Consider the following 23,874-nt stretch of genomic DNA (forward strand, 5'->3'; position numbering starts at 1 on the left):
CTTCGGAACGATACTGCCATTACCCATTTTTCCGCCTTGTAGAGGCAGGGGGAGCTCTTTCACTGATGGCGACCGTGTTCGAACGTCGGCGCGACACCGCGTGCGCCTGAAAGAGTTCTGATGCTGCTTGTCGTCGAACAGTTCCTGAATGGATTGCAGTTTGGCCTGCTGCTCTTCCTGCTCGCCGCGGGCCTGACGCTGGTGTTCGGGATCATGGATCTCGTCAACCTCGCGCACGGCTCGCTCTACATGATGGGCGCCTATTTCGCGGCGACCTTCGCGGCCTGGACCGGCAGCTTCCTGCTCGGTGCGCTGCTGGCGCTCGGCGCCACGCTGCTGCTCGGCATCGTGCTGGAAATGAGCGCGCTGCGGCATCTCTATGGCCGCGACCATCTCGACCACGTGCTCGCCACGTTCGGCCTGATCCTGTTCTTCAATGAAGCGGTGCGGCTGATCTGGGGCCCGGCCGGCCTCGCGCTGCCGCTGCCCGCCTGGCTCACCGTGCCGGTGCCGATCCTGCCCGGCATTCACTATCCGGCCTATCGCCTCGCCATCATCGTGGTGGCGTTGCTGGTCGCGCTGCTGCTCTATCTCGGCGTGATGCGCACCCGCATCGGCATGCTGATCCGCGCCGGCGCCTCCAACCGCGAGATGATCGGCGCGCTCGGCATCAACATCAAGCTGCTCTATACGCTGGTGTTCGGTCTTGGAGCCGCGCTTGCCGGCCTCGCCGGCCTGATGCAGGCGCCGATCCTCACCGTGCAGATCGGCATGGGCGAGAATATCCTGATCCTCGCCTTCGTCATCATCGTGATCGGCGGCATCGGCTCGATCCGAGGCGCGTTCCTCGCCGCGATCTTCGTCGGCATGATCGACACGCTCGGCCGCGCCTTCCTGCCTCAACTGTTGCGCCAGGTGCTGAGCGGCGCTGCCGCCTCGACCGCCGCGCCTGCATTGTCATCCATGCTGATCTACCTGTTGATGGCGATCGTGCTGGTGGTGCGGCCGGAGGGGCTGTTTCCGGCCAACCGTCGATGAAGGCGTTCACCGTGAGCAAGGCCGTCACGGCCCTGATGCTGGCTGGCCTGGTGCTGCTGCCGCTCTATTCGCAGCTCTCGGGCAATATCTTCATCCTGACGCTGTTCACCCGCATCGTCATCCTCGCGCTGGCGGCCGCGAGCCTCAACCTCATCATGGGCTATGGCGGCATGATGAGCTTCGGCCACGCCGCCTATCTCGGCATCGGCGGCTATGCCGTCGGCATGCTCGCGCAGGAAGGCGTCGGCTCCGGCTTCATCCAGTTTCCGGTCGCGCTTGCGGCCTCCGCGCTCTATGCACTGGTGATCGGCGCGCTGAGCTTGCGCACCCGCGGCGTCTATTTCATCATGATCACGCTCGCCTTCGCGCAGATGGCCTATTACGTCGCCTCGGGCTTGGCGCGCTACGGCGGCGACGACGGCCTCACCGTCTACAAGCGCAGCGACTTCTCCGGGCTGATCAATCTCGGCAATCGCACGCAGTTCTACTATCTCTGCCTCGCCTGCCTCCTCGGTGTTATCTTCCTGATCTGGCGCATCGCCAATTCGCGCTTCGGCCTGGTCGTGCAGGGACTGCGCTCCAATGAGCAGCGCATGCAGGCGATCGGCTTCCCGGCCAAACGCTACCAGCTCGTCTGCTTCGTCATCTCCGGCATGATGTGCGGCCTCGCCGGCGCGCTGCTCGCCAACAACACCGATTTCATCAGCCCGGCCGTGATGTACTGGACCCGGTCCGGCGATCTCATGGTGATGGTGATCCTCGGCGGCATGGGCACGCTGTTCGGTCCCGTCATGGGCGCCGTGGTGTATCTGCTGCTGGAGGAATTCCTGTCGCAGCTCACCGAATATTGGGCGCTGATCATGGGGCCGATGCTGCTGCTGATCGTGCTGTTCGGCCGTGGCGGCATCATGGGCCTGCTCGGGAGGTTCAATCGTGGCTGAACCTCTGCTCCGCGTCGACAAGCTGGTGCGCCGCTTCGGCGGCATCGTCGCGACAGATCACGTCTCGCTCGACGTCGCGGCCGGCGAGCTGCACGCCATCATCGGCCCGAACGGCGCCGGCAAGACCACGCTGATCAGCCAGCTCACCGGACATCTCGAACCGCATTCCGGCAGCGTCTCGCTGGCGGGGCGCGATATCACCTATCTGCCGGCCTATCGCCGCTGCGCGCTGGGCCTCGCCCGCTCGTTCCAGATCACCTCGCTGCTGCTGGATTTCACTGCCGCCGATAATGTCGCGCTGGCGGCCCAGGCGCATGCAGGCCACTCGTTCCGTTTCTTCGCCAATGCCCGCAAGGAAAAGGGCCTGCGCAATGCCGCCCATGCCGCGCTCGACCGCGTCGGGCTGCTGCATCGTGCCGATATCCTGGTGTCCAGGCTCAGCCATGGCGAGCGCCGCCAGATCGAGCTCGCGGTCGCGCTCGCGAGCAAGCCGAAATTGCTGCTGCTCGACGAGCCGATGGCGGGTCTCGGCGTCACCGAATCCCAGAGCATGGTCAAGCTGCTGCAGGAGCTGCGCAAGGAGGTCTCGATCGTCCTCGTCGAGCACGACATGCCCGCGGTGTTCGCGCTGGCCGACCGCATCACGGTGCTGGTTTATGGCCGTGTCATCGCTTCGGGCGATCCAGCAGCGATCCGCGCCAACGACGAGGTCAAGCGCGCCTATCTCGGCGATCAGCACGTGGTGACGCACCATGTCTGAAATGGCCGAAATACTGCTCGACGTCGACGGCATCGAGACCTGTTACGGCCTCAGCCAGGTCCTGTTCGGCCTGTCGCTGTCGATCAAATCGGGCGAGATGGTCTCGCTGATGGGCCGCAACGGCATGGGCAAGACCACCACCATCCGCTCCATCATGGGCCTGACGCCGGCGCGCGCGGGCAGCATCCGTTTTGCGGGCACCGAGGTGCGGACGCAGCCGTCGTACAAGATCGCAAAACTCGGCGTCGGCCTCGTCCCCGAGGGGCGCCAGATTTTCCCGAATCTCACCGTGCGCGAAAACCTGGTCGCAGCCGCCGCCGATCGCTTCGATAGCGCCAATCCCTGGACGCTCGCCGCCATCTACGTCATGTTCCCGCGGCTCGCCGAGCGCGCCTCCAACATGGGCAACCAGCTTTCCGGCGGCGAGCAGCAGATGCTCGCGATCGGCCGCGCGCTGATGACCAATCCGAAGCTGCTGATCCTGGACGAAGCGACCGAAGGTCTGGCACCGCTGATCCGCGAGGAAATCTGGAGCTGCCTGTCGCTGCTCAAGAGCCGCGGGCAGTCGATCCTCGTCGTCGACAAGAACGTCGACCACCTCGCCCGCATCTGCGACCGTCACTACATCATCGAGCGCGGCAAGACGGTGTGGAGCGGCACGTCCGACCAGCTGATGGCAGAGCCGGATCTGCAGCATAAGTATCTGGGGATTTGAGCCCTCGCTCTTTCCGCGTCATTGCGAGCGCAGCGAAGCAATCCAGAGTCTTTCCGCGGAGGGATTCTGGATTGCTTCGTCGCTTCGCTCCTCGCAATGACGGCGGATGAAGGGAGGCCTTCAAAACACCTCGAAATACTCCCGGTGCTCCCAGTCCGTCACCTCGGACAGAAAGCGGTCGATCTCGGCGTTCTTGATGTGAGTGTAGTAATCGACGAACTCCGCGCCGAGCTTCTCGCGGAAGAACGGATCGTCCTTCAGCGCGGAGACCGCATCGCGCAGCGACTTTGGCAATAGCGGCGCCTTGGTCTCGTAGGGCGTATCGGCCGACGGGCCGGGGTCGAGCTTGCGGTCAACGCCGTCGAGGCCCGAGAGAATCTGCGAGGCCATGTACAAATAGGGATTGGCGGCGGGCTCGCCGATGCGGTTCTCGAGGCGCGTGGCGGCATCGCCAGCGCCGCCGAGCACGCGGATCATCACGCCGCGATTGTCGCGTCCCCAGATCGCGCGGTCCGGCGCCAGCGAATAGGAGCGGTAGCGCTTGTAGCCGTTGATGGTCGGCGTGGTGAACAATGTGGATGCGCGGGCGTGGTCGAGCAGGCCGGCGAGCCAGGCGCGGCCAAACGCGCTGAGCGGCTCGCCGCCGTCCTTCGCCATGAATTGGTTCTCACCGGTGGCGCGCGAGACGATGGACTGATGCAGATGCCAGCCGCTCGCGAACACATTCGGCAGCTTCGGCCGGCACATGAACGTGGCGTGATAGCCGTGGCGGCGCGCGATCTGCTTCACGGCGCTCCGAAACAGCACCATGTTGTCGGCGGGCTCCAGGCCCTTCTTCGGCGCGAAGGTGAATTCGCACTGGCTCGGCCCGAATTCGACCTCGACCGAGCGCAAGGGCAGCCCGAGCGCGACGATGTCGCGACGCAGGATCTCCAGCACCGGCTCCATCTGATCGAAGCGCTGCTCGGTGAGATATTGGTAGCCGTGGCTGAGCAGGCTCACCGAGGGCGGCGTGCCGGGCTGGCCGGCGTCCTCGGGCCGCATGTGCGGATCGTCGAGCTTGAAGATGTGGAATTCGACTTCGAGCCCGGCGATGAAGTCGTGGCCGCGGCTGCCGAGCTCGTCGAGCACCTTGCGATAGAGCCCGCGCGCCGCGAACGGCACAGGACGGCCGTCCTGGAAGTAGAGGTCGCACAGCACCCAACCCGTCGTGGGTGCCCACGGCAGCACGCGGAAGGTGGTGGGATCGGGGACCATCAGCACGTCGGCCGCACCCTCCATCTCCTTCATGCCGAAGCCGCCGCCAGCGGTGAACACCGGGAATACCGTGCGGTGCGAGGTGTCCTTGGCGAGCATGGTGGTGGTGATGGAGCAGCCACTCTCCAGCGAGGCCATGGCTTCGGCGGCGATGATGGTCTTGCCGCGCAGAATGCCGTGCTGGTCGGGGAAGGCGAGGCGGATGACCTCGAGATTCCTCTCCTCGACGACGCGCCGCATGCGCGCCGCGGCGTCCTTCTGCTCATCCGACCACAGCGCATGACGCGCGACGAAACTCACTTCACCACTCCTTCAACTGCCGTAGGGTGGGCAAAGCAAAGCGTGCCCACCACGTCTGTCCTACGTATGGAAGCATGGTGGGCACGGCGCTTCGCGCCTTTGCCCACCCTACGGGGTCGGTGCACGAACGTCACTCCGCCGCCGTCAGCCGGTGCACGTTGTCGGCGATTTCCTTCGGCACCGGTGCGGCCCAAGGGGCGCCGCGGCGGCGCTTGACGTCGACCTCCATCCAGTAGAGCTCCCAACCCTGGGTCGGTCCGATGCCGTCCATGGTCGCCGGGCCCTGGATGCTGCGTGCTCTGTTCTCGTCGAGAAACAGTATCGGCCTCTCGCCGCCGCCGACCTTCTCGATTTCCTGCCGCAGCAGGCGGCGATATTGCACGATCGCCTTGTCGCTCGAGCCGAGATGCTCCTTGGTGCGATCCTGGATCGCGCCCATCGATTCCACCGCCCACTGGTCGTGGACGTTGATGTCGTTGCCCATGCCGGTATAGGTCGCGGTCTGCTGCTCGTGCGGATCGAAGCCGTAATCGTTGCCGCTGTTCTTGCGCGATTTGTAGTCGGGCAGTTCGTACAGTTCGAGCCGCTGCTCGCGCATCTTCTTCTTGTCGACCGGCGCCGCGTAGCTGGTGAAGATCGCGTACCAGTAGCAGTTCTCGTCATCGACCGGCACGTGCCACTGCGTGATCGTCATCTCCGTGCTCATGGGGATGACGAAAGCGTGCGGGAATAGCTGGTTGGTGACGCGCACATGAGTGCGCTCCTCGTCGATCTCGCGCAGCGCAATCAGCCGCAGGCCGTATTCGGTGTGCTCGACATTGATGATCGGGCGATCGTATTCGCGCAGGATTTTCGTCATCGGCAGGTCGGAACCCGCCGAGGCGCCGCGAAACTGCTTGCCGTAGGCCGTGGAGGTGTCCTCGTCCTCGAAGAAGCGGTGCAGATAGGACGCATGCGCTGGGTCGATGCCGACCTCCAGCGCCTGCAACCAGTTGCAGGCCATGTGCCCCTTGAACGCGAAAGTGTGGGTGCCGGGCGCGACGAAGCAGTCGATCTCCGGGAATGCGGGCGGTTCGCCCTCGCCGAGATAGGCCCAGAGGATGCCGCTCTTCTCCACGACGGGATAGGACCGCTGGCGGATGTTCTGGCAGAGCTTGGAATCTTTCGGCTCGGCCGGGGTCTCGATGCACTGGCCGGTGGCGTCGAACAGCCATCCGTGGAAGGCGCAGCGCAGTCCGCCATGCTCGAGCTCGCCCGAAGGCGAGGTCGGCGCCGCGATGGGCGCAGAGGCGGTCGATCAGGCCGTAGCGCCCTAGCTCGTCGCGGAACAGCACCAGGTTCTCGCCGAGCAATTTGACGGGACGGATCGGACGGTCGCCTTCCAGCTCGTCAACCAGCGCCGCCGGCTGCCAGTAGCTTCGCATCAGCTTGCCGCAGGGATCCTTAGGCCCGGTGCGGGTGATCAGGTCGTTCTGCTCCTGACTCATCATGGCAAGTGCATCCCTCTGCGGAGTGGCAAATGTTCGCCTATTGAACGAATGGGCGAATTATGACATGCCTTGGATCGGCGGCAAGCATTATTTTGCAGGACTTCGGAGGACCATGCCCAAGCTGAAACGAACCGAGACCGACGAGCGCGCGACGGATTTCGTCGAGAGCCTCGATCGTGGCCTGCGTCTGCTTCAATGCTTTGGAGCGACGACGGGTCCGATGACGCTGAGCGATCTCGCCCGCGCCGCCGATCTGCCGCGCGCCACCACGCGGCGCATGCTGTTCACGCTCCAGCGCGGCGGCTTCGTCTCCGGTGACGGAAAACTGTTCTCGCTGACGCCGCACGTGCTGACGCTCGCGGCGTCCTATCTGCGCTCCAATCTGCTCGTCACTGTCCTGCAACCATTGCTCGATCGTGTCGCAATCGCGGCCAACGAAATCTCCTCGCTGGCGGTACTCGACGGCGATGACGTCGTGTTCGTCGCCCGCAGCAGTCCGGCGCGGATGTTTTCCGGCGGTCTCGAAATCGGCTACCGGCTGCCAGCCTTCTGCACCTCGGTCGGTCGCGCCATGCTCGGCCAGCTCGACGACGCCGATCTCGCCGCGCGGCTGAAGGCAATGAAGCGGGAAGTATTGACGCCGCAGACGGTCACCGATCCCAAGGCGTTGCTCGCGCGCATCCTCGCCGATCGCGCGCAGGACTATTCGCTGGTCGATCGCGAGGCCGAGCCGCATTTCCGCTCGATCTCGGTTCCGGTGCGTCGTTACGACAATGTGATCGTCGCAGCCATCAACATGGGCGCCCATGTCGACCGCGTGCCGGCGCAGGAATTGATCGACCGTTTCCTGCCCCTGCTGCGCGATGGCGCGGAATCCGTGCGCTCGCAATTGCTCTAAGCTTACGACCCGTCCGGAAGCGCCCGCGCAGGTCCTACTGCTCCTCCGCCTCGTGCTCCATGTCGCGTCCCGACAAATCCTCGCCCTGCATGTTGGCGTAGTCCCGCGCCATCTCGCGCATCAAGAACTTCGCCGGCACGTCGTGATAGGTGCCGCGGTCATTGACATATTGCATGTAGGCGCGGCCTTCGCCGTCGAAAGGATGCAGCAGCGCGTCGGTGTGGCCGTCGAAATCGAGCGGCGCCACGCCGACCTTGGTGCAGAGCGTGTCGTTGAAGGTCGGCGTCGCCTTGCGCCACGCGCCGTCGACATGCACCTCGGTAAAGCCGTGCCAGGTGAAGATATCCGTGCCCATGCTCTGCCGCAGCTTCTCGGTGGTGAGATGGTTCTTCACGTCGGCGAAGCCGACGCGAGCCGGAATACCGTGGACGCGGCAGACTGCGGCATAAAGGGCGGCCTTGCCGACGCAATAGCCCTGGCCCGCGGCGACCACGCTCGAGGCGCGAAAGGTCTCGGCGATGCGCATGCTGACATAGGGATTGTAGCGGATGCCGTCGCGCACCGCCGTGTAGAGCACGCTCGCCTTCTCGCGTGCGCCCGCATCCGCGCGTACCGCTGTCTCGGCGAATTGCTGCACGGCGGGATGATCGCTGTCGATGTATTCGCCGGGATCGGTGTAGAGGCGGCGGATGGTGTCGGGGAGAATGTCGGTCATGTCCGCGAGCTTAACAGGTGATTTGGGCGGAACTCAAATCGCGCGCCGCAACGGCGCATTGCGCATGATGGAGCGTCCTCATTTTGCGTCGAGGCACTGCGGCCCTGTCACTGGCGATTCCGCATCCAGTCAGCGAGGCCCGATATCGCGTGATCGAGGTCTTGTCGCGCAGCCCCGTCTGTTACCGTCTCCTCCATTGCACCGCGCATGCAGAGCAACCATGCATCACGCTCGGCATCGCCAATGGCAAAGCCGAGGTGCCGCTGCCGCAATCGCGGATGGCCTTTCTCGGGGGTGTAGAGTTTCGGGCCGCCGGTCCATTCGGTGAGATAGCGCTTGAGCACGTCCCTGATCAGCCCGAGGTCGTCCGCATGCATGGCGCGGATGGTCTTCGCCTCCGGCAGCGTCTCCATCCGGTCGTAGAAGCGATCGACCAGAAGGTCGATCGCGGCGCTGCCGCCGATCCGCTCGAACATGGAGATGGTGACGCCGCTGTCAGTCATCGTCTAAAGCGCCACGCTTCGCAGCCCGAAGCTGCGGGCCTCGTTCTGCAATACGGGCCGCACCGCATCGATCAACCGCGCGGCCGCCGCATCGACGCTCAGCCCTGCCGTGTCCACCACCGCGGTCGCGCGCGCGTACAGCGGCTCGCGGCTCAGCAAAATGTTGCGCAACTCCGCCATGGCCGAGCGGTCGTCCGCCATCGGGCGGAGGTCGCCCTGGCGGCGCACGCGGGCCATGTGCTCCTCGGGCTCGGCCTTCAGCCAGATCGTATAGAACGACGACAGGATCTGGTCGAAGGTCAGAGGCTCGGAGACGATGCCGCCGCCGGTCGCCAGCACCATCAGCTCGTTGCGCGCGAGCAGTTGCTGCAACGCCGCCTGCTCCATGCGGCGAAAGCCTTCCTGGCCGTACAGCGCGATGATCTCCGCGACGGAGAGGCCGTTCTGCTGCTCGACCTCCTTGTTGAGCTCGACGAAGCTCCAGCCGATCTTCTTCGCAAGAATCTTCCCGAGCGTTGATTTGCCGGCGCCGCGCAGGCCGATCAGCGCGATGCCGCAGAACGGCGCGCGGCGCGGCGCAGACGCGCTGCCGCCGGCGAGCAGGTCCTTGGCCTGCGCGATCTGCGCCGGCGTCGCCTTGCGCAAGAGGTCGCGAAACATCTGCCAGTCCGGCGTCGGATCGGCCGAGGGAAGCAAATCTTCCAGATGCGCGCCCATCGCGTCGGAGACGCGGCGGAGCAGCACGATGGAAACGTTGCCCTTGCCGCTCTCGAGCTGCGCGATGTAGCGCTCCGAAATTCCGGAGACCTTGGCGAGTACTTTTCGCGACATGCCGCGCAGGGCGCGCATGGTGCGCACGCGCTGGCCGAGCTGTTCGAGAAATCGGGATTCGGCGTCGGGACTGTCGGTCATGAGCCTTCTTTAACGGATGCCGTCTTTGAAAAAGCTCCTGCGGCGCATTTTAATGAAACATAATGCCTGCTAACATTGACAGCAAGCCGCTGCAGTGTCTTTCTATGAATTATAATTCTAAAAATCGGGGAGAAGTCCGTGAGCGAGGGATCCTACAACGCGGTGACCTGGCTGCTCGACCGCAACGTCGAGGAGGGCAGGGGAGGCAAGCTCGTCTTCGACGATACCGTCTCCCGTCTCACCTATGGAGAGCTGCAGCAACAGACGCGCCGCGTTGCCAACATGCTGCGCCGTCTCGGCGTCCGCCGTGAAGAGCGCGTGGCGATGATCATGCTGGATACGGTTGATTTCCCGCTGCTGTTCCTGGGCGCGATCCGCGCCGGCATCGTGCCGGTGCCGCTCAACACGCTCCTGACCGCGGACCAATATGCCTACATCCTCGCCGATTGCCGCGCCCGCGTGCTGTTCGTCTCCGAAGCACTCTACCCCGTCATCAAGGATGTCGTCGGCCGCATGCCCGATCTCGAGCATGTCGTGGTCTCCGGCGCCAAGCAGAACGGACACAAGCAGCTGGCTGAAGAGCTCGCCGGCGAGAGCGACCACTTCACCACCGCGGCGACGCATCCGGACGAGCCGGCGTTCTGGCTGTATTCGTCGGGCTCGACCGGCATGCCCAAGGGCGTGCGCCACATACATTCGAACCTGCAGGCGACCGCTGACACCTACGCCAGGCAGGTGCTCGGCATCCGCGAGACCGACGTCTGTCTCTCCGCGGCAAAACTGTTCTTCGCCTACGGCCTCGGCAATGCGCTGACCTTTCCGATGTCGGTCGGCGCCACCGTGATCCTCAACAGCGAGCGTCCGACGCCGGCGCGGATGTTCGACCTGATGAACCGATACAACCCGTCGATCTTCTACGGCGTGCCGACGTTGTTTGCGGCGATGCTCAACGACGAGACGATGAAGGCCGAGCGGGGCGGCGGCGCCTTGCGCATCTGCACCTCGGCCGGCGAGGCGCTGCCGGAATCGGTCGGCAACAGCTGGAAGGCGCGCTTCGGCGTCGACATCCTCGACGGCGTCGGCTCGACCGAGCTCCTGCACATCTTCCTGTCGAACGCGCCCGGCGACATCAGGTACGGGTCATCAGGCAAGCCGGTGCCGGGCTATGCGGTGCGGCTCGTCAACGAGGCCGGCCAGGACGTCGCCGACGGCGAGGTCGGCGAGCTCCTGGTCGATGCGCCCTCGGCCGGCGAGGGCTACTGGAACCAGCGCCACAAGAGTCGCCGCACGTTTGAAGGCCCGTGGACCCGCACCGGCGACAAATATGTCCGCGACACTGATGGCCGGTACACTTTCTGCGGCCGCGCCGACGACATGTTCAAGGTCTCCGGCATCTGGGTCTCGCCGTTCGAGGTCGAGAGCGCGCTGATCACCCATCCTGCCGTGCTGGAAGCCGCCGTCGTGCCCGAAGCCGATCCGGAAGGATTGCTGAAACCGAAGGCCTTCGTCGTCCTGCGCCCGGGCGCGACGACGGCGGGCCTGCAGGAGATGCTGAAGGAGCACGTCAAGCAGAAGATCGGGCCGTGGAAATATCCGCGCTGGATCGACGTGGTCGAGTCCTTGCCGAAGACGGCGACGGGAAAGATCCAGCGCTTCAAGCTGCGCGAGGACGCGAATTGAGCGTGACTGTACGGCGGACGGAGCGAACTGGAACAAGACCATGACCAACCTCACCCCCACCGGTTTTCTCGGCATCGGCGACGCCAGCCTCGAATACAAATGGCTCGCGCCGCAATCAGCCGACGCACCCACCATCGTCATGCTGCACGAAGGCCTCGGCTCCGTCGGGCTATGGGGCGACTTCCCCGAGAAGCTTCAACAGGCCACCGGTGCCGGCATCTTCATCTATTCGCGCGCGGGCTACGGCCAGTCGAGCCCGGTCACCCTGCCGCGGCCGCTCGACTACATGCAGCGCGAGGCACTGGACGTGCTGCCCAAGGTTCTCGATGCCATCGGCTTCAAGCGCGGCCTGTTGCTCGGTCATTCCGACGGCGCTTCGATCGCGACGATCTATGCCGGAGCCCATCAGGATCACCGGCTGCAGGGCCTCGTGCTGATGGCACCGCATTTCATCGTCGAGGACATTTCGGTGCAGTCCATCGCTGCGATCAAGACCAGCTTCGAGACCACGGATCTCAAGGCCAGGCTCGGGCGCTGGCACAAGGACGTCGACAACGCCTTCTACGGCTGGAACGGCGCCTGGCGCGATCCGAAATTCCGCGACTGGGACATCTCGGAATATCTGGCCTACATCCGCGTTCCCATTTTGATCCTGCAAGGTGGTGATGACCAATATGGGACACTGCGGCAGGTCGAAATTGCGCAGGAAGAGTGTTACTGTCCGGTAGATTTGAAAATTATTTCAGACGCGGGCCATTCCCCGCATCGTGAAGCGCCGGGGGCGACGCTTGACGCTATTGAGCAATTTGCGAAAGCGGCCCTGCGCGACGATCAGGGACTCCAGGGACGCGCCGCATGATCTTGCGGGGGCACATCCATGAATGTGCCGCCGCAGGCGAGCGGCCATTTGCCGTGGCCGCAATGGGCCTATGTGCCGGGCGATGCCGCCGGGCTCGACGCCGATTACGTCACACTCGACCTCGCCAAGTCGCTGGTGCCGCCGGCGTTTCGCGGCTACGTGCCGGCGCGCCATCCGGCGCTGCGCTACGGGCTCGCGCTGAACGACCGCGGCTATTTCTGGGAATCGCAGGAGGTGCTGGAGGCGGTGTGGGCCGCGGCGCCGCAGGGCGGCCGCGAGCGCATCCTGCTCCGCGCCTGCATCCAGATCGCCAATGCGAATTTGCGGCTGCGGATGCAGAAGGCGCACTCGGCCGCACGCCTGTTCGGCGATGCCCTGGCAGAGCTGCGGGCGCTCACCTCGCGCAAGGCGGCGCCGGCGGGCGATGGCTTCGTCGAGAGCTTCCCGATTCCGGCATTGACGGCCCTGCTTCAGGCCAAGCTCGGCCGTCCCCAGCTCTCCAAGGCCGACTGGATCGCGATCAGCGCCATCGTGCGCTCCTGAGCATGAAGCAAAGTGCATGTAGCGACAGAAATGGACTAGACGCGTCTGATAAGATGCATTATTGTGCATCTAAGATAAAGCCAAGACAGCATAGGGATGGCCCATGGCCGGGGAAGATCGGCGCCTCGCAGGCGGCGCGACATTCATCGATTTCCAGACCGAGCCGTCCCGTTACCGGCACTGGAAGCTCTCGGTCGACGGTGACGTCGCGACGCTGACCATGGATGTCGACGAGAACGGGGGCCTGTTCGAAGGCTATCTGCTCAAGCTGAATTCCTACGATCTCGGCGTCGACATCGAGCTCGCGGACGTGGTCCAGCGCCTGCGCTTCGAGCACCCCGAGGTGAAGGTCGTGGTGATGCGTTCGGCCAAGAACCGCGTGTTCTGCGCCGGCGCCAACATCCGCATGCTCGCGGGCTCCACCCACGCCCACAAGGTCAATTTCTGCAAGTTCACCAACGAGACCCGCAACGGCATGGAGGACTCCTCGGAGAATTCGGGCCAGCGCTTCATCACGGTGGTGAACGGCTCGGCCGCCGGCGGCGGCTATGAGCTGGCGCTTGCGACCGACCACATCATCCTCGCCGACGACGGCGCGTCTGCCGTCGCGCTGCCCGAAGTGCCGCTGCTCGCGGTGCTGCCGGGCACCGGCGGCCTCACCCGCGTCGTCGACAAGCGCAAGGTGCGCCGCGACCACGCCGATTTCTTCTGCACCATCGAGGAGGGCGTGAAGGGCAAGCGCGCCGTGCAGTGGCGTCTCGTCGACGAGATCGCACCGAATTCGAAGCTGGAAGCCAAAATCGCTGAGCGCGCCGCGGAGTTCGCCGCCACCTCGAAGCGCAAGGGCAGCGGCAAGGGCATCGCGCTCACCCCGCTCCATCGCGTGATCGACCAGACCAGCATCCGCTACGGCTTCGTCACCGTCGATATCGACCGCACGGCCCGCATCGCCACCATCTCGATCAAGGCGCCTGAATCCGCGCCGCCCGCCGACATCGACGGCATGATGGCGCAGGGGGCGTCGTTCTGGCCGCTGCAAGTGGCGCGGGAGCTCGACGACGCCATCCTGCATCTGCGCATCAACGAGACCGGGATCGCGATGCTGGTGTTCAAGAGCCATGGCGACCGCGCCCATGTGCTCGCGTCCGACGCCTTCCTCGAAGCCAACAAGGCGCACTGGCTGGTCAACGAGATCAGGCATTACTGGAAGCGCGTGCTCAAGCGCATCGACGTCACCTCGCGCACGCTGGTGACGCTGGTCGAGCCGGGTTCGTGCTTTGCCGGCACCCTCGCCGAGCTCGTCTTCGCCGCCGACCGCTCCTACATGCTGATCGGCACCCGCCAGGGCGACAATCGGCCGCCGCCGTCGATCGAGCTCTCGGCGATGAATTTCGGCCCGTATCCGATGAGCCATGGCCTGACGCGGCTGCAGTCGCGCTTCCAGGCCGATCCTTCCGACGTGGAGCGGGCGGAGGCCACGCTCGGCACGACACTCGATGCCGAGCAGGCCGAAGAGCTCGGCCTCGTGACCTTCGCGCTCGACGACATCGACTGGGACGACGAGGTCCGCGTGTTCCTCGAGGAGCGCGCCAGCTTCTCGCCCGACAGTCTCACCGGCATGGAAGCGAGCCTGCGCTTCGTCGGCCCCGAGACGATGGAATCGAAAATCTTCTCGCGCCTGACCGCGTGGCAGAACTGGATCTTCCAGCGCCCGAACGCCGTCGGCGAGGAAGGCGCGCTGCGTCGCTACGGCAGCGGCCAGAAGCCGAAATTCGATATGACAAGAGTTTAGGGAGAAGCACGGCCATGAACATGAACATCATGAACGTCGACTACTCGACCAAGATTCCGAACAACGTCAATCTCGCCGAAGACCGCCAGGTGCTCAAAGCGCTGGAAGGCTGGCATCCCGGCTACATGGACTGGTGGAGCGACATGGGGCCGGAAGGCTTTCAGGAGTCGCTGGTGTATTTGCGCACGGCCTATTCGGTCGATCCGCGCGGATGGGCCAAGTTCGATTACGTCCGCATGCCCGACTATCGCTGGGGCATCCTGCTGGCGCCCCAGGAAGAAAACCGCGTCGTGCCGTTCGGCGAGCATTATGGCGAGCCGGCCTGGCAGGAAGTCCCCGGCGAATATCGCGCACTTCTGCGCCGCCTGATCGTGATCCAGGGCGACACCGAGCCGGCCTCGGTCGAGCAGCAGCGCCATCTCGGCAAGACCGCGCCTTCGCTCTACGACATGCGTAATCTGTTCCAGGTCAATGTCGAGGAGGGCCGTCATCTCTGGGCGATGGTCTACCTGCTGCAGAAGTACTTTGGCCGCGACGGCCGTGAAGAGGCCGACGATCTGCTGCGCCGCCGCTCCGGCGATGCCGACGCGCCGCGCATGCTGGGCGCCTTCAACGAGGCGACGCCGGACTGGCTGTCCTTCTTCATGTTCACTTACTTCACCGACCGCGATGGCAAGATGCAGCTGCACAGCCTCGCGCAGTCGGGCTTCGATCCCCTGTCGCGCACCTGCCGCTTCATGCTGACCGAGGAAGCGCACCACATGTTCGTCGGCGAGACCGGCATCACCCGCGTCGTGCAGCGCACCTGCGATGCGATGCGCGAAGCCGGCATCACCGATCCCAGCGACATCGCAAAGGTCCGCGCGCTCGGGGTGATCGATCTTCCGACCATCCAGAAGAAGCTCAACCTGCACTACACGCTGTCGCTCGACCTGTTCGGCTCGGAGGTCTCGACCAACGCGGCCAATGCCTTCAACACCGGCATCAAGGGCCGCTATCACGAGACCCAGATCGACGACGATCACCAGCTCAAGAACGCGACCTACCCGGTGCTCAAGTTCATCGACGGCCTGATCAAGCTGGTCGACGAGCCGGCGCTCACCGCGCTCAACATGCGCCTGCGCGACGATTACAGCCAGGATTGCGTCAAGGGCATGCTGCGCTGGAACAAGGTGATCTCGACCGCGGGCTACGACTTCCAGCTCAAGCTGCCCAACGTCGCCTTCCACCGCCATATCGGCGAGTTCAAGGACATCCACGCGACTCCGGATGGTCTCTTGATCGACGATGCCACCTGGGCCAGGCGCAAGGACGAGTGGCTGCCCTCGACCGCCGACGGCGACTTCATCACCTCGCTGATGCAGCCCGTCACCGAGACCGGCAAGTACGCCTCCTGGATCTCGCCGCCGAAGGTGGGCATCGACAACAAGCCGGGCGATTTCGAGTATGTGAAGATCGAGACGTAGGCGTCGGGAGCGAACGCTCACGCCATACAAATGGTGTCATCACCCGCGAAAGCGGGTGATCCAGTATTCCACACGCAGTTGTGCTGGAGTCGAGAAGCCGCGGCGTACTGGACGCCCCGCTTTCGCGGGGCATGACAGCGGAGTGTACGGCACGGCTTCTTCCTGAGTTTGCCTACCCCGCGATCTCGAGCCCGGCATTGGCATAGACCACGCCGCCATCCACCGCGATGGTGTTTCCGACCACGTAATCACCCGCACGCGAGGCGAGATAGATCGCAATTCCGGCCATATCCTCGTCGGAGCCGATGCGCCGCGACGGAATGCGCTTTGCGACTTCGTCGGAGTGGTCGCGTGCAGCCCGGTTCATGTCGGACTTGAACGCGCCCGGCGCGATCGCGGTGACATTGATGTTGTCCTTGATCAGTTTCGTTGCCATGCGCCGCGTCAGATGGATCACGGCGGCCTTGCTGGCGGCGTAGGAATAGGTCTCGCCCGGATTGACGAAGATGCCGTCGACCGAGGCGATGTTGATGACCTTGGCGGGCCGCTCGTGCGAGGCCGCCGCGCGCAGCGGTTTCGCCAGCGCCTTGGTCAGGAAGAACAGCGACTTGACGTTGAGGTCCATCACCTTGTCCCAGCCGCTTTCGGGGAATTCGTCGAACTCCGCGCCCCAGGCCGCGCCCGCATTGTTGACGAGGATGTCGAGCTTCGGCTCCAGCTTGGTGATCTCTCCGGCGAGCTTGTCACAGCCTTCGACGGTCGAGATGTCGATCGGCAACGCGATGCATTCGCCTTCATATTGCGCGGTGAGCTCCTTGGCCGTCGCTTCGCACGGTCCCGCCTTGCGGGCGGTGATGTAGACCTTGGCCGCGCCGGCGCTGAGAAAACCCGCGGCAATCATCTTGCCGATGCCGCGCGAGCCGCCGGTCACCAGCGCGACGCGGCCCTTGAGCGAGAACAGATCGTTGAACATGGTGCCTCCCTTGGTTGGCGACGTTTTGAGCGGGGAGGCGTGGGGAGTCAATCGGCTCGTCGTCCTGGATCTGCGCTTACGCTTGTCCGGGACGACAGCCGAGAGTGAGGCCTACGCCGCCGCGATCCTGCGAAAGCCGTTCCACATCGCGGTCGCGGCGCCCGAGGTCAGCACCGGTAGAATGCGCGCGTCCTGGTAGTTGCCGTTGAGCGAGACGCGCGGCAGCGCGGTCATGTGGTCGGCGTTCTCGGCGAACAGCATGCCGGGCCGCGTCGTCACCGCGGTCTTGAAGCCGGCGGCCGCAGCAAGCGCGAATTCACGCTCGCCCGCCGCCTCGCGGTCGCCATAGGGATAGGCGAAATGCAGCACGGGACGCTCCAGCGCCTGCTCGATCCGCGCGCGGCTCACCCCCATCTCCTGTGCGGCGATCTCCTCGCTCTGCTTGGCGAGATTGCAATGGCTGACGCTGTGGGCGCCGATCGTGACCAGCGGATCGGCGGCAAATGTCCTTACCTCGTCCCAGCTCAGGCAGAGGCTGCGGCACAACGCGGCCATGTCGACGTCGTATCTGGCGCAGAGCGCCTCGATCTCGCGCTTGAGATCATAGTCGCCCGGTAGCGCGCGGAGCCAGTCGTGCAGGCGATCGAATGCCGCCTGCTTTGCGGCAGGCGTCGTCGCATCGAGCCGCAGCGCGGAATTGCCGATCTGCACATCGACCTGCTCGGCCTTGGCGATCACGGCCTCCAGCGCGATCCACCACAGACGTCCGGTGCCCTCGGCGAAATCGCTCGCGACGTAGACGGTCAAAGGCGCGTCAAATTCGCGCAGCACCGGCAGAGCATGGTCGAGATTGTCGCGATAGCCGTCGTCCAGGGCGAAGGCGGCGAAGCGGCGGGCGAACCGGCCCTGCACCAGCCGCTCATGCAGCTCGTCCATGCTGACGATGTCGATCTCGCGCGAGCGCAAATGGCTCAGGGTGGCGCGCAGGAATTCCGGGGTGACCTCGAGATGCCGGTTCGGCTGAAACGCAGCCTCGCGGGCCGGCCGCACGTGGTGCAGCATGAAAATGGCGCCCACGCCCGATAGCAGCGGGCGCAGCAAGTGGTGCGCCCCACTGAAATAGAGCGCCCCCAGCCCGGCGCGGATGACGTTGTTGCGGAGTTGTTTCATTGCAGGCTGGTGGACCCCTGGGCATTCCGCCCTCAACTTAGGGTGTGACCCTTGAAGAAAAAGTTATTCCAATTGTCCATGCAGAGCCTTGTGAGGGCCGCCATTTCAGGTTTGACAGCCTGCCAAGGGTTTGTTTTGTCTCCGGTTCCAGATTTCAGGTCGTCGAATGCAGAAGCTTTTCAGGTGGGCCAGCAAATGGTGGCCAGGGCTGATCCCCCTGGCCGTCATGTGGGGATTTGCGGCCTGGAATAACACTTTGCCGGTCGAGGCGGACCTCGCCGCCCGCAGTTCGGCCGCCCTCAAGGATACCGTCCTGGACAAGACCCGGATCACGGTGGACGGCCGCGACGTCAGCCTGGCCGCGGACGCCTTTTCCGAGGAAGGGCGCCGCGACGCCGTGATGGCGGTCGAGACCGTGCCCGGCGTGCGCGTGGTCGACGACCGGACCCGCCTTGTTCCCGAAGCAAAACCCTTCGTCTGGAACGCCGAACGTGACGTGGTACGGGTGACGTTGTCGGGCTCCGCGCCGCTGCCGTCGATGAAGGGCCGGCTGACCGAGGCGGCTCGCAAGGAAGTGGGCGGCGTCGAAGTTGCCGATCGGATGGGTCTGGCGCGCGGTGCGCCGCCGCGATTCGAGGCGGCTGCGACGCTGCTGCTCGACCAGATCGGCAGGCTGAAGGACGGCAAGATCACGATCACCGACACCAAGGTCAATCTCTCCGGCATGGCGCGTGATCTCGGCGGTCGCGAGGCGATTGCGGCTGCGCTCAAGAACCTGCCCGAGGGCTTTTCGATCGCCGCCAACGAGATCAAGGCGCCGCCCTATATCTTCCAGGCCTACAAGGACCCGGTCGCCGCGACCGTGACGCTGACCGGCTACGTGCCCGACAACAATCTGCACGCAGCCATCGCGACGAGTGCTTCGCGAAAGTTCTTCACCGAGAAAGTCGTCGACAATCTCAAGGCCAGCATCGGAGCCCCCGGCTCCTTCAACACCGCGGTGGTCGCAGCCCTTGGCGCACTGTCGCGGCTGTCGACCGGTACGCTCGTCGTCTCCGATCGCGAAGTGAAGCTGTCGGGCGATGCGCTCTACGAGAGCGCCGCGAACGACATCCGCGCAGGCCTCGGCAAGGATTTTCCCAGGAACTGGCAGTACAAGCCGGAGATCACGGTGAAACCCGCGGCGGGCCCTGTCGACGGCACCGTCTGCCAGCAATTGTTCTCGGAGCTGTTGAACAAGGGCAAGATCCGCTTCGCAACGGGGCGCGCCGACATCGATCCGGATTCCGCCGGCATTCTCGATCATCTCATCGAGACGGCATTGCGCTGTCCCACCACCAATATCGAGGTCGCCGGGCATACCGATGCCGATGGCGAGGACTCCGTCAATCAAGCTCTCTCGGAGAAGCGTGCCCAGGCGGTGATCGACTATCTGGTCAAGGCCGGTCTGCCCGCCAGCCGCTTCACCGCGGTCGGCTATGGCAGCACGCGACCCGTCGCCAGCAACGACACTGACGACGGCAAGGCGCAGAACCGCCGCATCGAATTTCTGGTGAGGTGACGATGCCCTATCTCGTCTCGTTCCATATGGGCTGGCTGATCGGCTCGCTGCTGCTCGGCTTCTGCATGGGCTGGATCTCGGTGGTCCAGCGTGGCAACGGCACTTCAAAGGTGACCGCATACTGGCTCGCGGCGCTCGCCGTCGCCCTGGTCGCGGCCGCCTTCGCGCATGTGGTCCCCGGCCGCTTCGGCTACTGGCTCGACCTCGCCCTGGTCATGTTCGCCTGCTACCTCGTCGGCTGTACCATCGGCGCCTGGCTGCGCGACCGGGTGGTCTCGCGGAGCCAGCCTGCGGCCGCTCAGTGATGTTGCCGTGCACCCTGGCTGCGCAAAACCGTGACCAATCGCTCATGTTGCGCCCTCTTTCAACAGGCGGGCGCGGCCCATAGATTGACGTCGGCTTAAGCCATGACGGAACATTGTACGGCCGGAATCATCAAAACTTCATGGCACCTGCGCAGGATTGCCACGGAGATTCGCGTCAGTCTTGCCGCCGAAAGCGCCAAAGCGTGCATCAGGAGCCCGCAATCCTGCCTAAAATATTGAAGGCACGAGTTTTTGTTCGAATTGGCGAATTCCACTGCGCCCGAAAACGCGCTAGTGGAAGGGCCGGGGGCATGCGCGATGCCGGAGCCGGTGGCGAGGGTTCGTTGAGTGCCAGTGCGTCGTCCGCCTGTTCGCCGGCCACCCTGGCCGCTGAAGCGTTTTTCGAGGTCTAGATGCTGGAAGCCATACGCAGGGCGATGACGTTTCTGCGCCAGAAGCAAGTCCTGCATAAGCTTGGAGTTGTGGTCAGCGTCGCGGTCATCGGCATCGCTTGCTATGTGCTCTACCACATGCTGCGCGGCATCGACATGAACGAGGTGATGGAAGCGATCAAGAGCACCGAGCCGCGCCAGATTGCGATGGCGGCGTTGTTCGTGGCCGCGGGCTATTTCACCCTGACCTTCTACGATCTGTTCGCGGTGCGTGCGATCGGCCACAGCCATGTGCCTTACCGCATCAACGCGCTCGCCGCCTTCACCAGCTACTCGATTGGCCACAATGTCGGCGCCAGCGTCTTCACCGGCGGCGCGGTGCGCTACCGCATCTATTCGGCCTATGGCCTGAACGCGATCGACGTCGCCAAGATCTGCTTTCTCGCCGGCCTGACCTTCTGGCTCGGCAATGCCGCCGTGCTCGGCCTCGGCATCACCTACCATCCCGAAGCCGCCGCCTCGATCGACCAGTTGCCGCCCTGGCTGAACCGGACCTTGGCGATGATGATCCTCGCGGGGCTGGTTGCCTATGTGGTCTGGGTCTGGACCCATCCGCGCGTCGTCGGCCGCGGCCCCTGGACCGTGGTCCTGCCGGGCGGTCCGCTGACGCTGCTCCAGATCGCGATCGGCATCATCGATCTCGGCTTCTGCGCGCTCGCAATGTACGTGCTGGTCCCGGACGAGCCCAATCTCGGCTTCGTCGTGGTCGCCGTGATCTTCGTCTCGGCGACGCTGCTCGGCTTTGCCAGCCATTCGCCCGGGGGCCTCGGCGTATTCGACGCCGCCATGCTGGTCGGCCTCTGGCAGATGGACCGCGAGGAGCTGCTCGGCGGCATGCTCCTGTTCCGCGTCCTCTATTATCTGTCACCTTTCGTCATCTCTGTAATCTTGCTGACGTTTCGCGAGGTTATCATCGGCGCTCGATCGAAGCGGCTGCAGCAGGCGGCGCTCAAGCTCGACCCCGGCCCGGCGCCTGAAGCGGCCTATGTGAGAGAGCGTCGCGACGGCGGCGTCTGACCGGCGCAAGCCCCCAGGAGAAGCCCGCCCCGATGGCGATCGACGCCCCATCTTCTCCCTCAGCCCAGCCCTGGTCCGACCGGCTGCGGCACTCGACCGTCATTCTGATCGCGGCGGCGCTGGCGCTGTCGGTGGTGGTTTCGCTCGGCGAATTATCTGTGCTGCACGCCGTTGCCGTGTTCCTCTGCATCGCCGCGGCGGCGCTGATCCCCTGGCGGCTGCATGATACCGCTGCCTCGCGCGACGACACCAGGCGCGTCAACCCGGTCGAAACCGCGGCGGTGGCGGCGGTCGTCGCCGGCATGCCGGATCCGGCGGTGCTGCTCGACCGCGCCGGCCGCGTCATCCATCTCAATGCCGCGGCCGCCCAGCTCGCGCCCGCGCTGCGCAGGAACGAGCTCGCCCAGTTCGCGCTGCGCTCGCCGGAGATCATCACGGCGCTGCGCGAGTCGATCGCGACCACCGAACCACGGCGCGCCACCTATCTCGACCATGTCCCGGTCGACCGCTGGATGGAGCTGATCATCACGCCGGTGCCGGTGCCGACCAGTTTTGGCGGCGCCGACAAATGCATGCTGATGACCTTTCACGACCAGACGCCGCTGCGCCGGGTCGAGGAGATGCGCGCCGACTTCGTCGCCAACGCCAGCCACGAGCTGCGCACGCCGCTTGCCGCGCTGTCGGGCTTCATCGACACGCTCCAGGGCCAGGCCAGGGACGATCCCAAGGCGCGCGAGCGCTTCCTCGGCATCATGCACAATCAGGCGACGCGGATGGCGCGCCTGATCGACGATCTGCTGTCGCTGTCGCGGGTCGAGCTTTCGGCCCATGTACGGCCCGACACCCAGGTCGACCTGCTGCCGATCATCCGCCAGGTCGCCGACGGGCTCGAGCCGCTGGCCCGGGAACGCCAGGTCGAGATCGAGACCAACCTGCCGGAAGCGCCGGTGATGATCGCGGGCGACCGCGAGGAGCTGCTCCGCCTGTTCGAGAATTTGATCGAGAACGCGCTCAAATACGGCGCCTCGGGCGGACGCGTCATCGTGTCGATGAATTCCGCCGCGGCCCCTGATGGAACTCCGGAAATCCGGGTCCTGGTTCGCGATTTCGGCCCCGGCATCGCGCCCGAGCACCTGCCGCGGCTGACCGAGCGGTTCTACCGGGTGGACGTCGGCGACAGCCGCTCGCAGGGCGGCACCGGGCTCGGATTATCGCTGGTGAAACATATTCTTAACCGCCATCGCGGCCGGCTTCTGATCGAAAGCGTGCCGAAACAGGGCGCCACTTTCACGGCTTGTTTTCCCCAAGCGAGGACTTCGGCGGCGGCCTGAAATCGAAGCGGTTTCAATGGGTTGATGCTGTCATCCGACTGTCACGAAACCTTCGTAAAAGCACAGCCGACCGCTCCTAAAGGGACGGCACGGGGAGCGCGATCGGGCGCCAATGCGCTTCGCTCCCCTGTATGGAGACCAGCATGAATTTCATCAAAACTATCGTCGCTGCTGGCTTGGTCGCCGCAACGACGACGGCGGCCTTTGCCGCCGACATCACGGGTGCCGGCGCGACGTTCCCGTTCCCGATCTATTCGAAGTGGGCTGACGCCTACAAGAAAGAGACCGGCAACGGTCTGAACTACCAGTCGATCGGCTCCGGCGGCGGCATCAAGCAGATCCAGGCCAAGACCGTGACCTTCGGCGCGACCGATGCCCCGCTCAAGGCCGAGCAGCTCGAGAAGGACGGCCTCGTCCAGTGGCCGATGGTGATGGGTGCCATCGTTCCCGTCGTCAACCTCGAGGGCGTGAAGCCGGGCGAGCTGGTGTTCGACGGCGAGACGCTTGCCAACGTCTATCTCGGCAAGATCACCAAATGGGACGACGCTGCCATCAAGAAGCTCAATCCCAACGTGAAGCTGCCGTCGGATGCGATCACCGTCGTCCGCCGTTCGGACGGTTCGGGCACCACGTTCAACTTCACCAACTATCTCTCCAAGGCGAGCGCGGACTGGAAGAGCAAGGTCGGTGAGGGCACCGCGGTCGAGTGGCCGGTCGGCGTCGGCGCCAAGGGCAATGAAGGCGTGTCGGGCAACATCGGCCAGACCAAGAACTCGATCGGTTATGTCGAGTATGCCTATGCCAAGCAGAACAAGCTGACCTACACCGGCCTCGTCAACAAGGCCGGCAAGACGGTGCAGCCGACGGTCGAAGCCTTCCAGGCGGCCGCGTCCAATGCCGACTGGGCCAAGGCTCCCGGCTACTACGTCATCCTGACCGACCAGCCCGGCGAGAAGTCCTGGCCGATCACGGCGGCAACCTTCATCCTCATGCACAAGGATGCCACCGACAAGGCGGCCTCGAAGGAAGCCCTCAAGTTCTTCACCTGGGCGTTCAAGAGCGGCGACAAGATGGCCGAGGAGCTCGACTACATCCCGATGCCCGACAGCGTCGTGAAGCTGATCGAGAAGACCTGGTCCGCCGACATCAAGAGCTGAGTGCTCTCGTCCCGGACAGGTTGCCGGGATCTGCAAGAC

21 protein-coding genes and 1 pseudogene are annotated in these 23,874 nt (G+C 64.7%); 15 read left to right on the forward strand and 7 right to left on the reverse strand.

What is annotated here, in order from left to right:
- The first annotated feature begins 120 nt into the window (after positions 1-120).
- Genes ACQ86E_RS15685 through ACQ86E_RS15700 form a run of 4 tightly spaced genes read left to right on the forward strand, consistent with a single transcriptional unit; the run spans position 121 to position 3,454 of the window.
- Positions 121-1,038: a branched-chain amino acid ABC transporter permease gene (locus ACQ86E_RS15685; RefSeq protein ID WP_431206139.1), complete on the forward strand. Its 918-nt coding sequence runs from the start codon at positions 121-123 to the stop codon at positions 1,036-1,038.
- Positions 1,035-1,979 (forward strand): branched-chain amino acid ABC transporter permease, encoded by a 945-nt coding sequence (locus tag ACQ86E_RS15690; protein WP_431206140.1) that lies wholly within the window; start codon positions 1,035-1,037, stop codon positions 1,977-1,979. The genes ACQ86E_RS15685 and ACQ86E_RS15690 overlap by 4 nt, the downstream gene beginning before the upstream one ends.
- The gene (locus ACQ86E_RS15695; protein ID WP_431206141.1) at positions 1,972-2,739 is read left to right on the forward strand and encodes an ABC transporter ATP-binding protein; all 768 of its coding nucleotides are present in this window, start codon (positions 1,972-1,974) and stop codon (positions 2,737-2,739) included. Before ACQ86E_RS15690 ends, ACQ86E_RS15695 begins: the two co-directional genes overlap by 8 nt.
- A 1-nt stretch (position 2,740) precedes the next feature.
- Positions 2,741-3,454 carry an ABC transporter ATP-binding protein gene (locus ACQ86E_RS15700; protein ID WP_431206485.1) on the forward strand — a complete coding sequence of 238 codons (714 nt, stop codon included), beginning with the start codon at positions 2,741-2,743 and terminating at the stop codon, positions 3,452-3,454.
- A gap of 120 nt (positions 3,455-3,574) precedes the next feature.
- On the opposite strand, the gene ACQ86E_RS15705 is transcribed toward ACQ86E_RS15700, so the two are convergent.
- Positions 3,575-5,011, reverse strand: a complete 1,437-nt coding sequence (locus tag ACQ86E_RS15705) for a glutamine synthetase family protein (RefSeq protein ID WP_431206142.1) — start codon at positions 5,009-5,011, stop codon at positions 3,575-3,577.
- A gap of 130 nt (positions 5,012-5,141) precedes the next feature.
- Positions 5,142-6,501 (reverse strand): annotated as a pseudogene (locus ACQ86E_RS15710) (Rieske 2Fe-2S domain-containing protein).
- 112 nt (positions 6,502-6,613) lie between these two features.
- On the opposite strand from ACQ86E_RS15710, the gene ACQ86E_RS15715 reads away from it, so the two are divergent.
- A complete protein-coding gene (locus tag ACQ86E_RS15715) occupies positions 6,614-7,399 on the forward strand; it encodes an IclR family transcriptional regulator domain-containing protein (RefSeq protein WP_431206143.1) in 786 nt (261 codons plus the stop codon).
- Between the two features lie 34 nt (positions 7,400-7,433).
- Here ACQ86E_RS15715 and ACQ86E_RS15720 read toward each other — a convergent pair whose 3' ends face one another.
- From ACQ86E_RS15720 to ACQ86E_RS15730, 3 genes are all read right to left on the reverse strand, one after another.
- Positions 7,434-8,114: a transglutaminase-like domain-containing protein gene (locus ACQ86E_RS15720; protein ID WP_431206144.1), complete on the reverse strand. Its 681-nt coding sequence runs from the start codon at positions 8,112-8,114 to the stop codon at positions 7,434-7,436.
- A gap of 107 nt (positions 8,115-8,221) precedes the next feature.
- Positions 8,222-8,617, reverse strand: coding sequence for a group II truncated hemoglobin (locus tag ACQ86E_RS15725; RefSeq protein WP_431206145.1), 396 nt, complete (start codon positions 8,615-8,617; stop codon positions 8,222-8,224).
- Positions 8,618-8,620: 3 nt separating this feature from the next.
- The gene (locus ACQ86E_RS15730) at positions 8,621-9,529 is read right to left on the reverse strand and encodes a helix-turn-helix transcriptional regulator (RefSeq protein ID WP_431206146.1); all 909 of its coding nucleotides are present in this window, start codon (positions 9,527-9,529) and stop codon (positions 8,621-8,623) included.
- 138 nt (positions 9,530-9,667) lie between these two features.
- On the opposite strand from ACQ86E_RS15730, the gene ACQ86E_RS15735 reads away from it, so the two are divergent.
- The 5 genes from ACQ86E_RS15735 to boxB all read left to right on the forward strand — a co-directional run bounded on the left by ACQ86E_RS15735 (position 9,668) and on the right by boxB (position 15,869).
- The gene (locus ACQ86E_RS15735) at positions 9,668-11,209 is read left to right on the forward strand and encodes a benzoate-CoA ligase family protein (protein WP_431206147.1); all 1,542 of its coding nucleotides are present in this window, start codon (positions 9,668-9,670) and stop codon (positions 11,207-11,209) included.
- 40 nt (positions 11,210-11,249) lie between these two features.
- Positions 11,250-12,068 carry an alpha/beta fold hydrolase gene (locus tag ACQ86E_RS15740; protein WP_431206148.1) on the forward strand — a complete coding sequence of 273 codons (819 nt, stop codon included), beginning with the start codon at positions 11,250-11,252 and terminating at the stop codon, positions 12,066-12,068.
- 18 nt (positions 12,069-12,086) lie between these two features.
- The gene (locus ACQ86E_RS15745) at positions 12,087-12,611 is read left to right on the forward strand and encodes a DUF309 domain-containing protein (protein WP_431206149.1); all 525 of its coding nucleotides are present in this window, start codon (positions 12,087-12,089) and stop codon (positions 12,609-12,611) included.
- A gap of 103 nt (positions 12,612-12,714) precedes the next feature.
- The gene (gene boxC / locus ACQ86E_RS15750) at positions 12,715-14,403 is read left to right on the forward strand and encodes a 2,3-epoxybenzoyl-CoA dihydrolase (RefSeq protein WP_431206150.1); all 1,689 of its coding nucleotides are present in this window, start codon (positions 12,715-12,717) and stop codon (positions 14,401-14,403) included.
- A gap of 14 nt (positions 14,404-14,417) precedes the next feature.
- Entirely contained in the window at positions 14,418-15,869 is a 1,452-nt protein-coding gene (boxB, locus tag ACQ86E_RS15755; RefSeq protein ID WP_431206151.1) for a benzoyl-CoA 2,3-epoxidase subunit BoxB, read from the forward strand.
- 172 nt (positions 15,870-16,041) lie between these two features.
- Here boxB and ACQ86E_RS15760 read toward each other — a convergent pair whose 3' ends face one another.
- Together ACQ86E_RS15760 and ACQ86E_RS15765 are read right to left on the reverse strand one after the other, a co-directional pair.
- On the reverse strand, positions 16,042-16,842 hold the full coding sequence (locus tag ACQ86E_RS15760) for an SDR family NAD(P)-dependent oxidoreductase (RefSeq protein ID WP_431206152.1): 801 nt from the start codon (positions 16,840-16,842) through the stop codon (positions 16,042-16,044).
- 111 nt (positions 16,843-16,953) lie between these two features.
- Positions 16,954-18,012 carry a polysaccharide deacetylase family protein gene (locus tag ACQ86E_RS15765; protein WP_431206153.1) on the reverse strand — a complete coding sequence of 353 codons (1,059 nt, stop codon included), beginning with the start codon at positions 18,010-18,012 and terminating at the stop codon, positions 16,954-16,956.
- Positions 18,013-18,178: 166 nt separating this feature from the next.
- Between ACQ86E_RS15765 and ACQ86E_RS15770 the strand changes: the two genes are divergently transcribed.
- From ACQ86E_RS15770 to pstS, 5 genes are all read left to right on the forward strand, one after another.
- Positions 18,179-19,573: an OmpA family protein gene (locus ACQ86E_RS15770; protein WP_431206154.1), complete on the forward strand. Its 1,395-nt coding sequence runs from the start codon at positions 18,179-18,181 to the stop codon at positions 19,571-19,573.
- A 2-nt stretch (positions 19,574-19,575) separates the two neighbouring features.
- Positions 19,576-19,878 (forward strand): hypothetical protein, encoded by a 303-nt coding sequence (locus ACQ86E_RS15775; protein WP_431206155.1) that lies wholly within the window; start codon positions 19,576-19,578, stop codon positions 19,876-19,878.
- 413 nt (positions 19,879-20,291) lie between these two features.
- On the forward strand, positions 20,292-21,347 hold the full coding sequence (locus ACQ86E_RS15780) for a lysylphosphatidylglycerol synthase domain-containing protein (protein WP_431206156.1): 1,056 nt from the start codon (positions 20,292-20,294) through the stop codon (positions 21,345-21,347).
- 32 nt (positions 21,348-21,379) lie between these two features.
- Positions 21,380-22,678 carry an ATP-binding protein gene (locus ACQ86E_RS15785; RefSeq protein WP_431206157.1) on the forward strand — a complete coding sequence of 433 codons (1,299 nt, stop codon included), beginning with the start codon at positions 21,380-21,382 and terminating at the stop codon, positions 22,676-22,678.
- Between the two features lie 143 nt (positions 22,679-22,821).
- On the forward strand, positions 22,822-23,835 hold the full coding sequence (gene pstS, locus ACQ86E_RS15790; RefSeq protein WP_431206158.1) for a phosphate ABC transporter substrate-binding protein PstS: 1,014 nt from the start codon (positions 22,822-22,824) through the stop codon (positions 23,833-23,835).
- Positions 23,836-23,874 lie beyond the last annotated feature (39 nt).

This window comes from Bradyrhizobium betae, assembly GCF_050632175.1.
In the GTDB taxonomy this organism is placed as follows: Bacteria; Pseudomonadota; Alphaproteobacteria; order Rhizobiales; family Xanthobacteraceae; genus Bradyrhizobium; species Bradyrhizobium betae_B.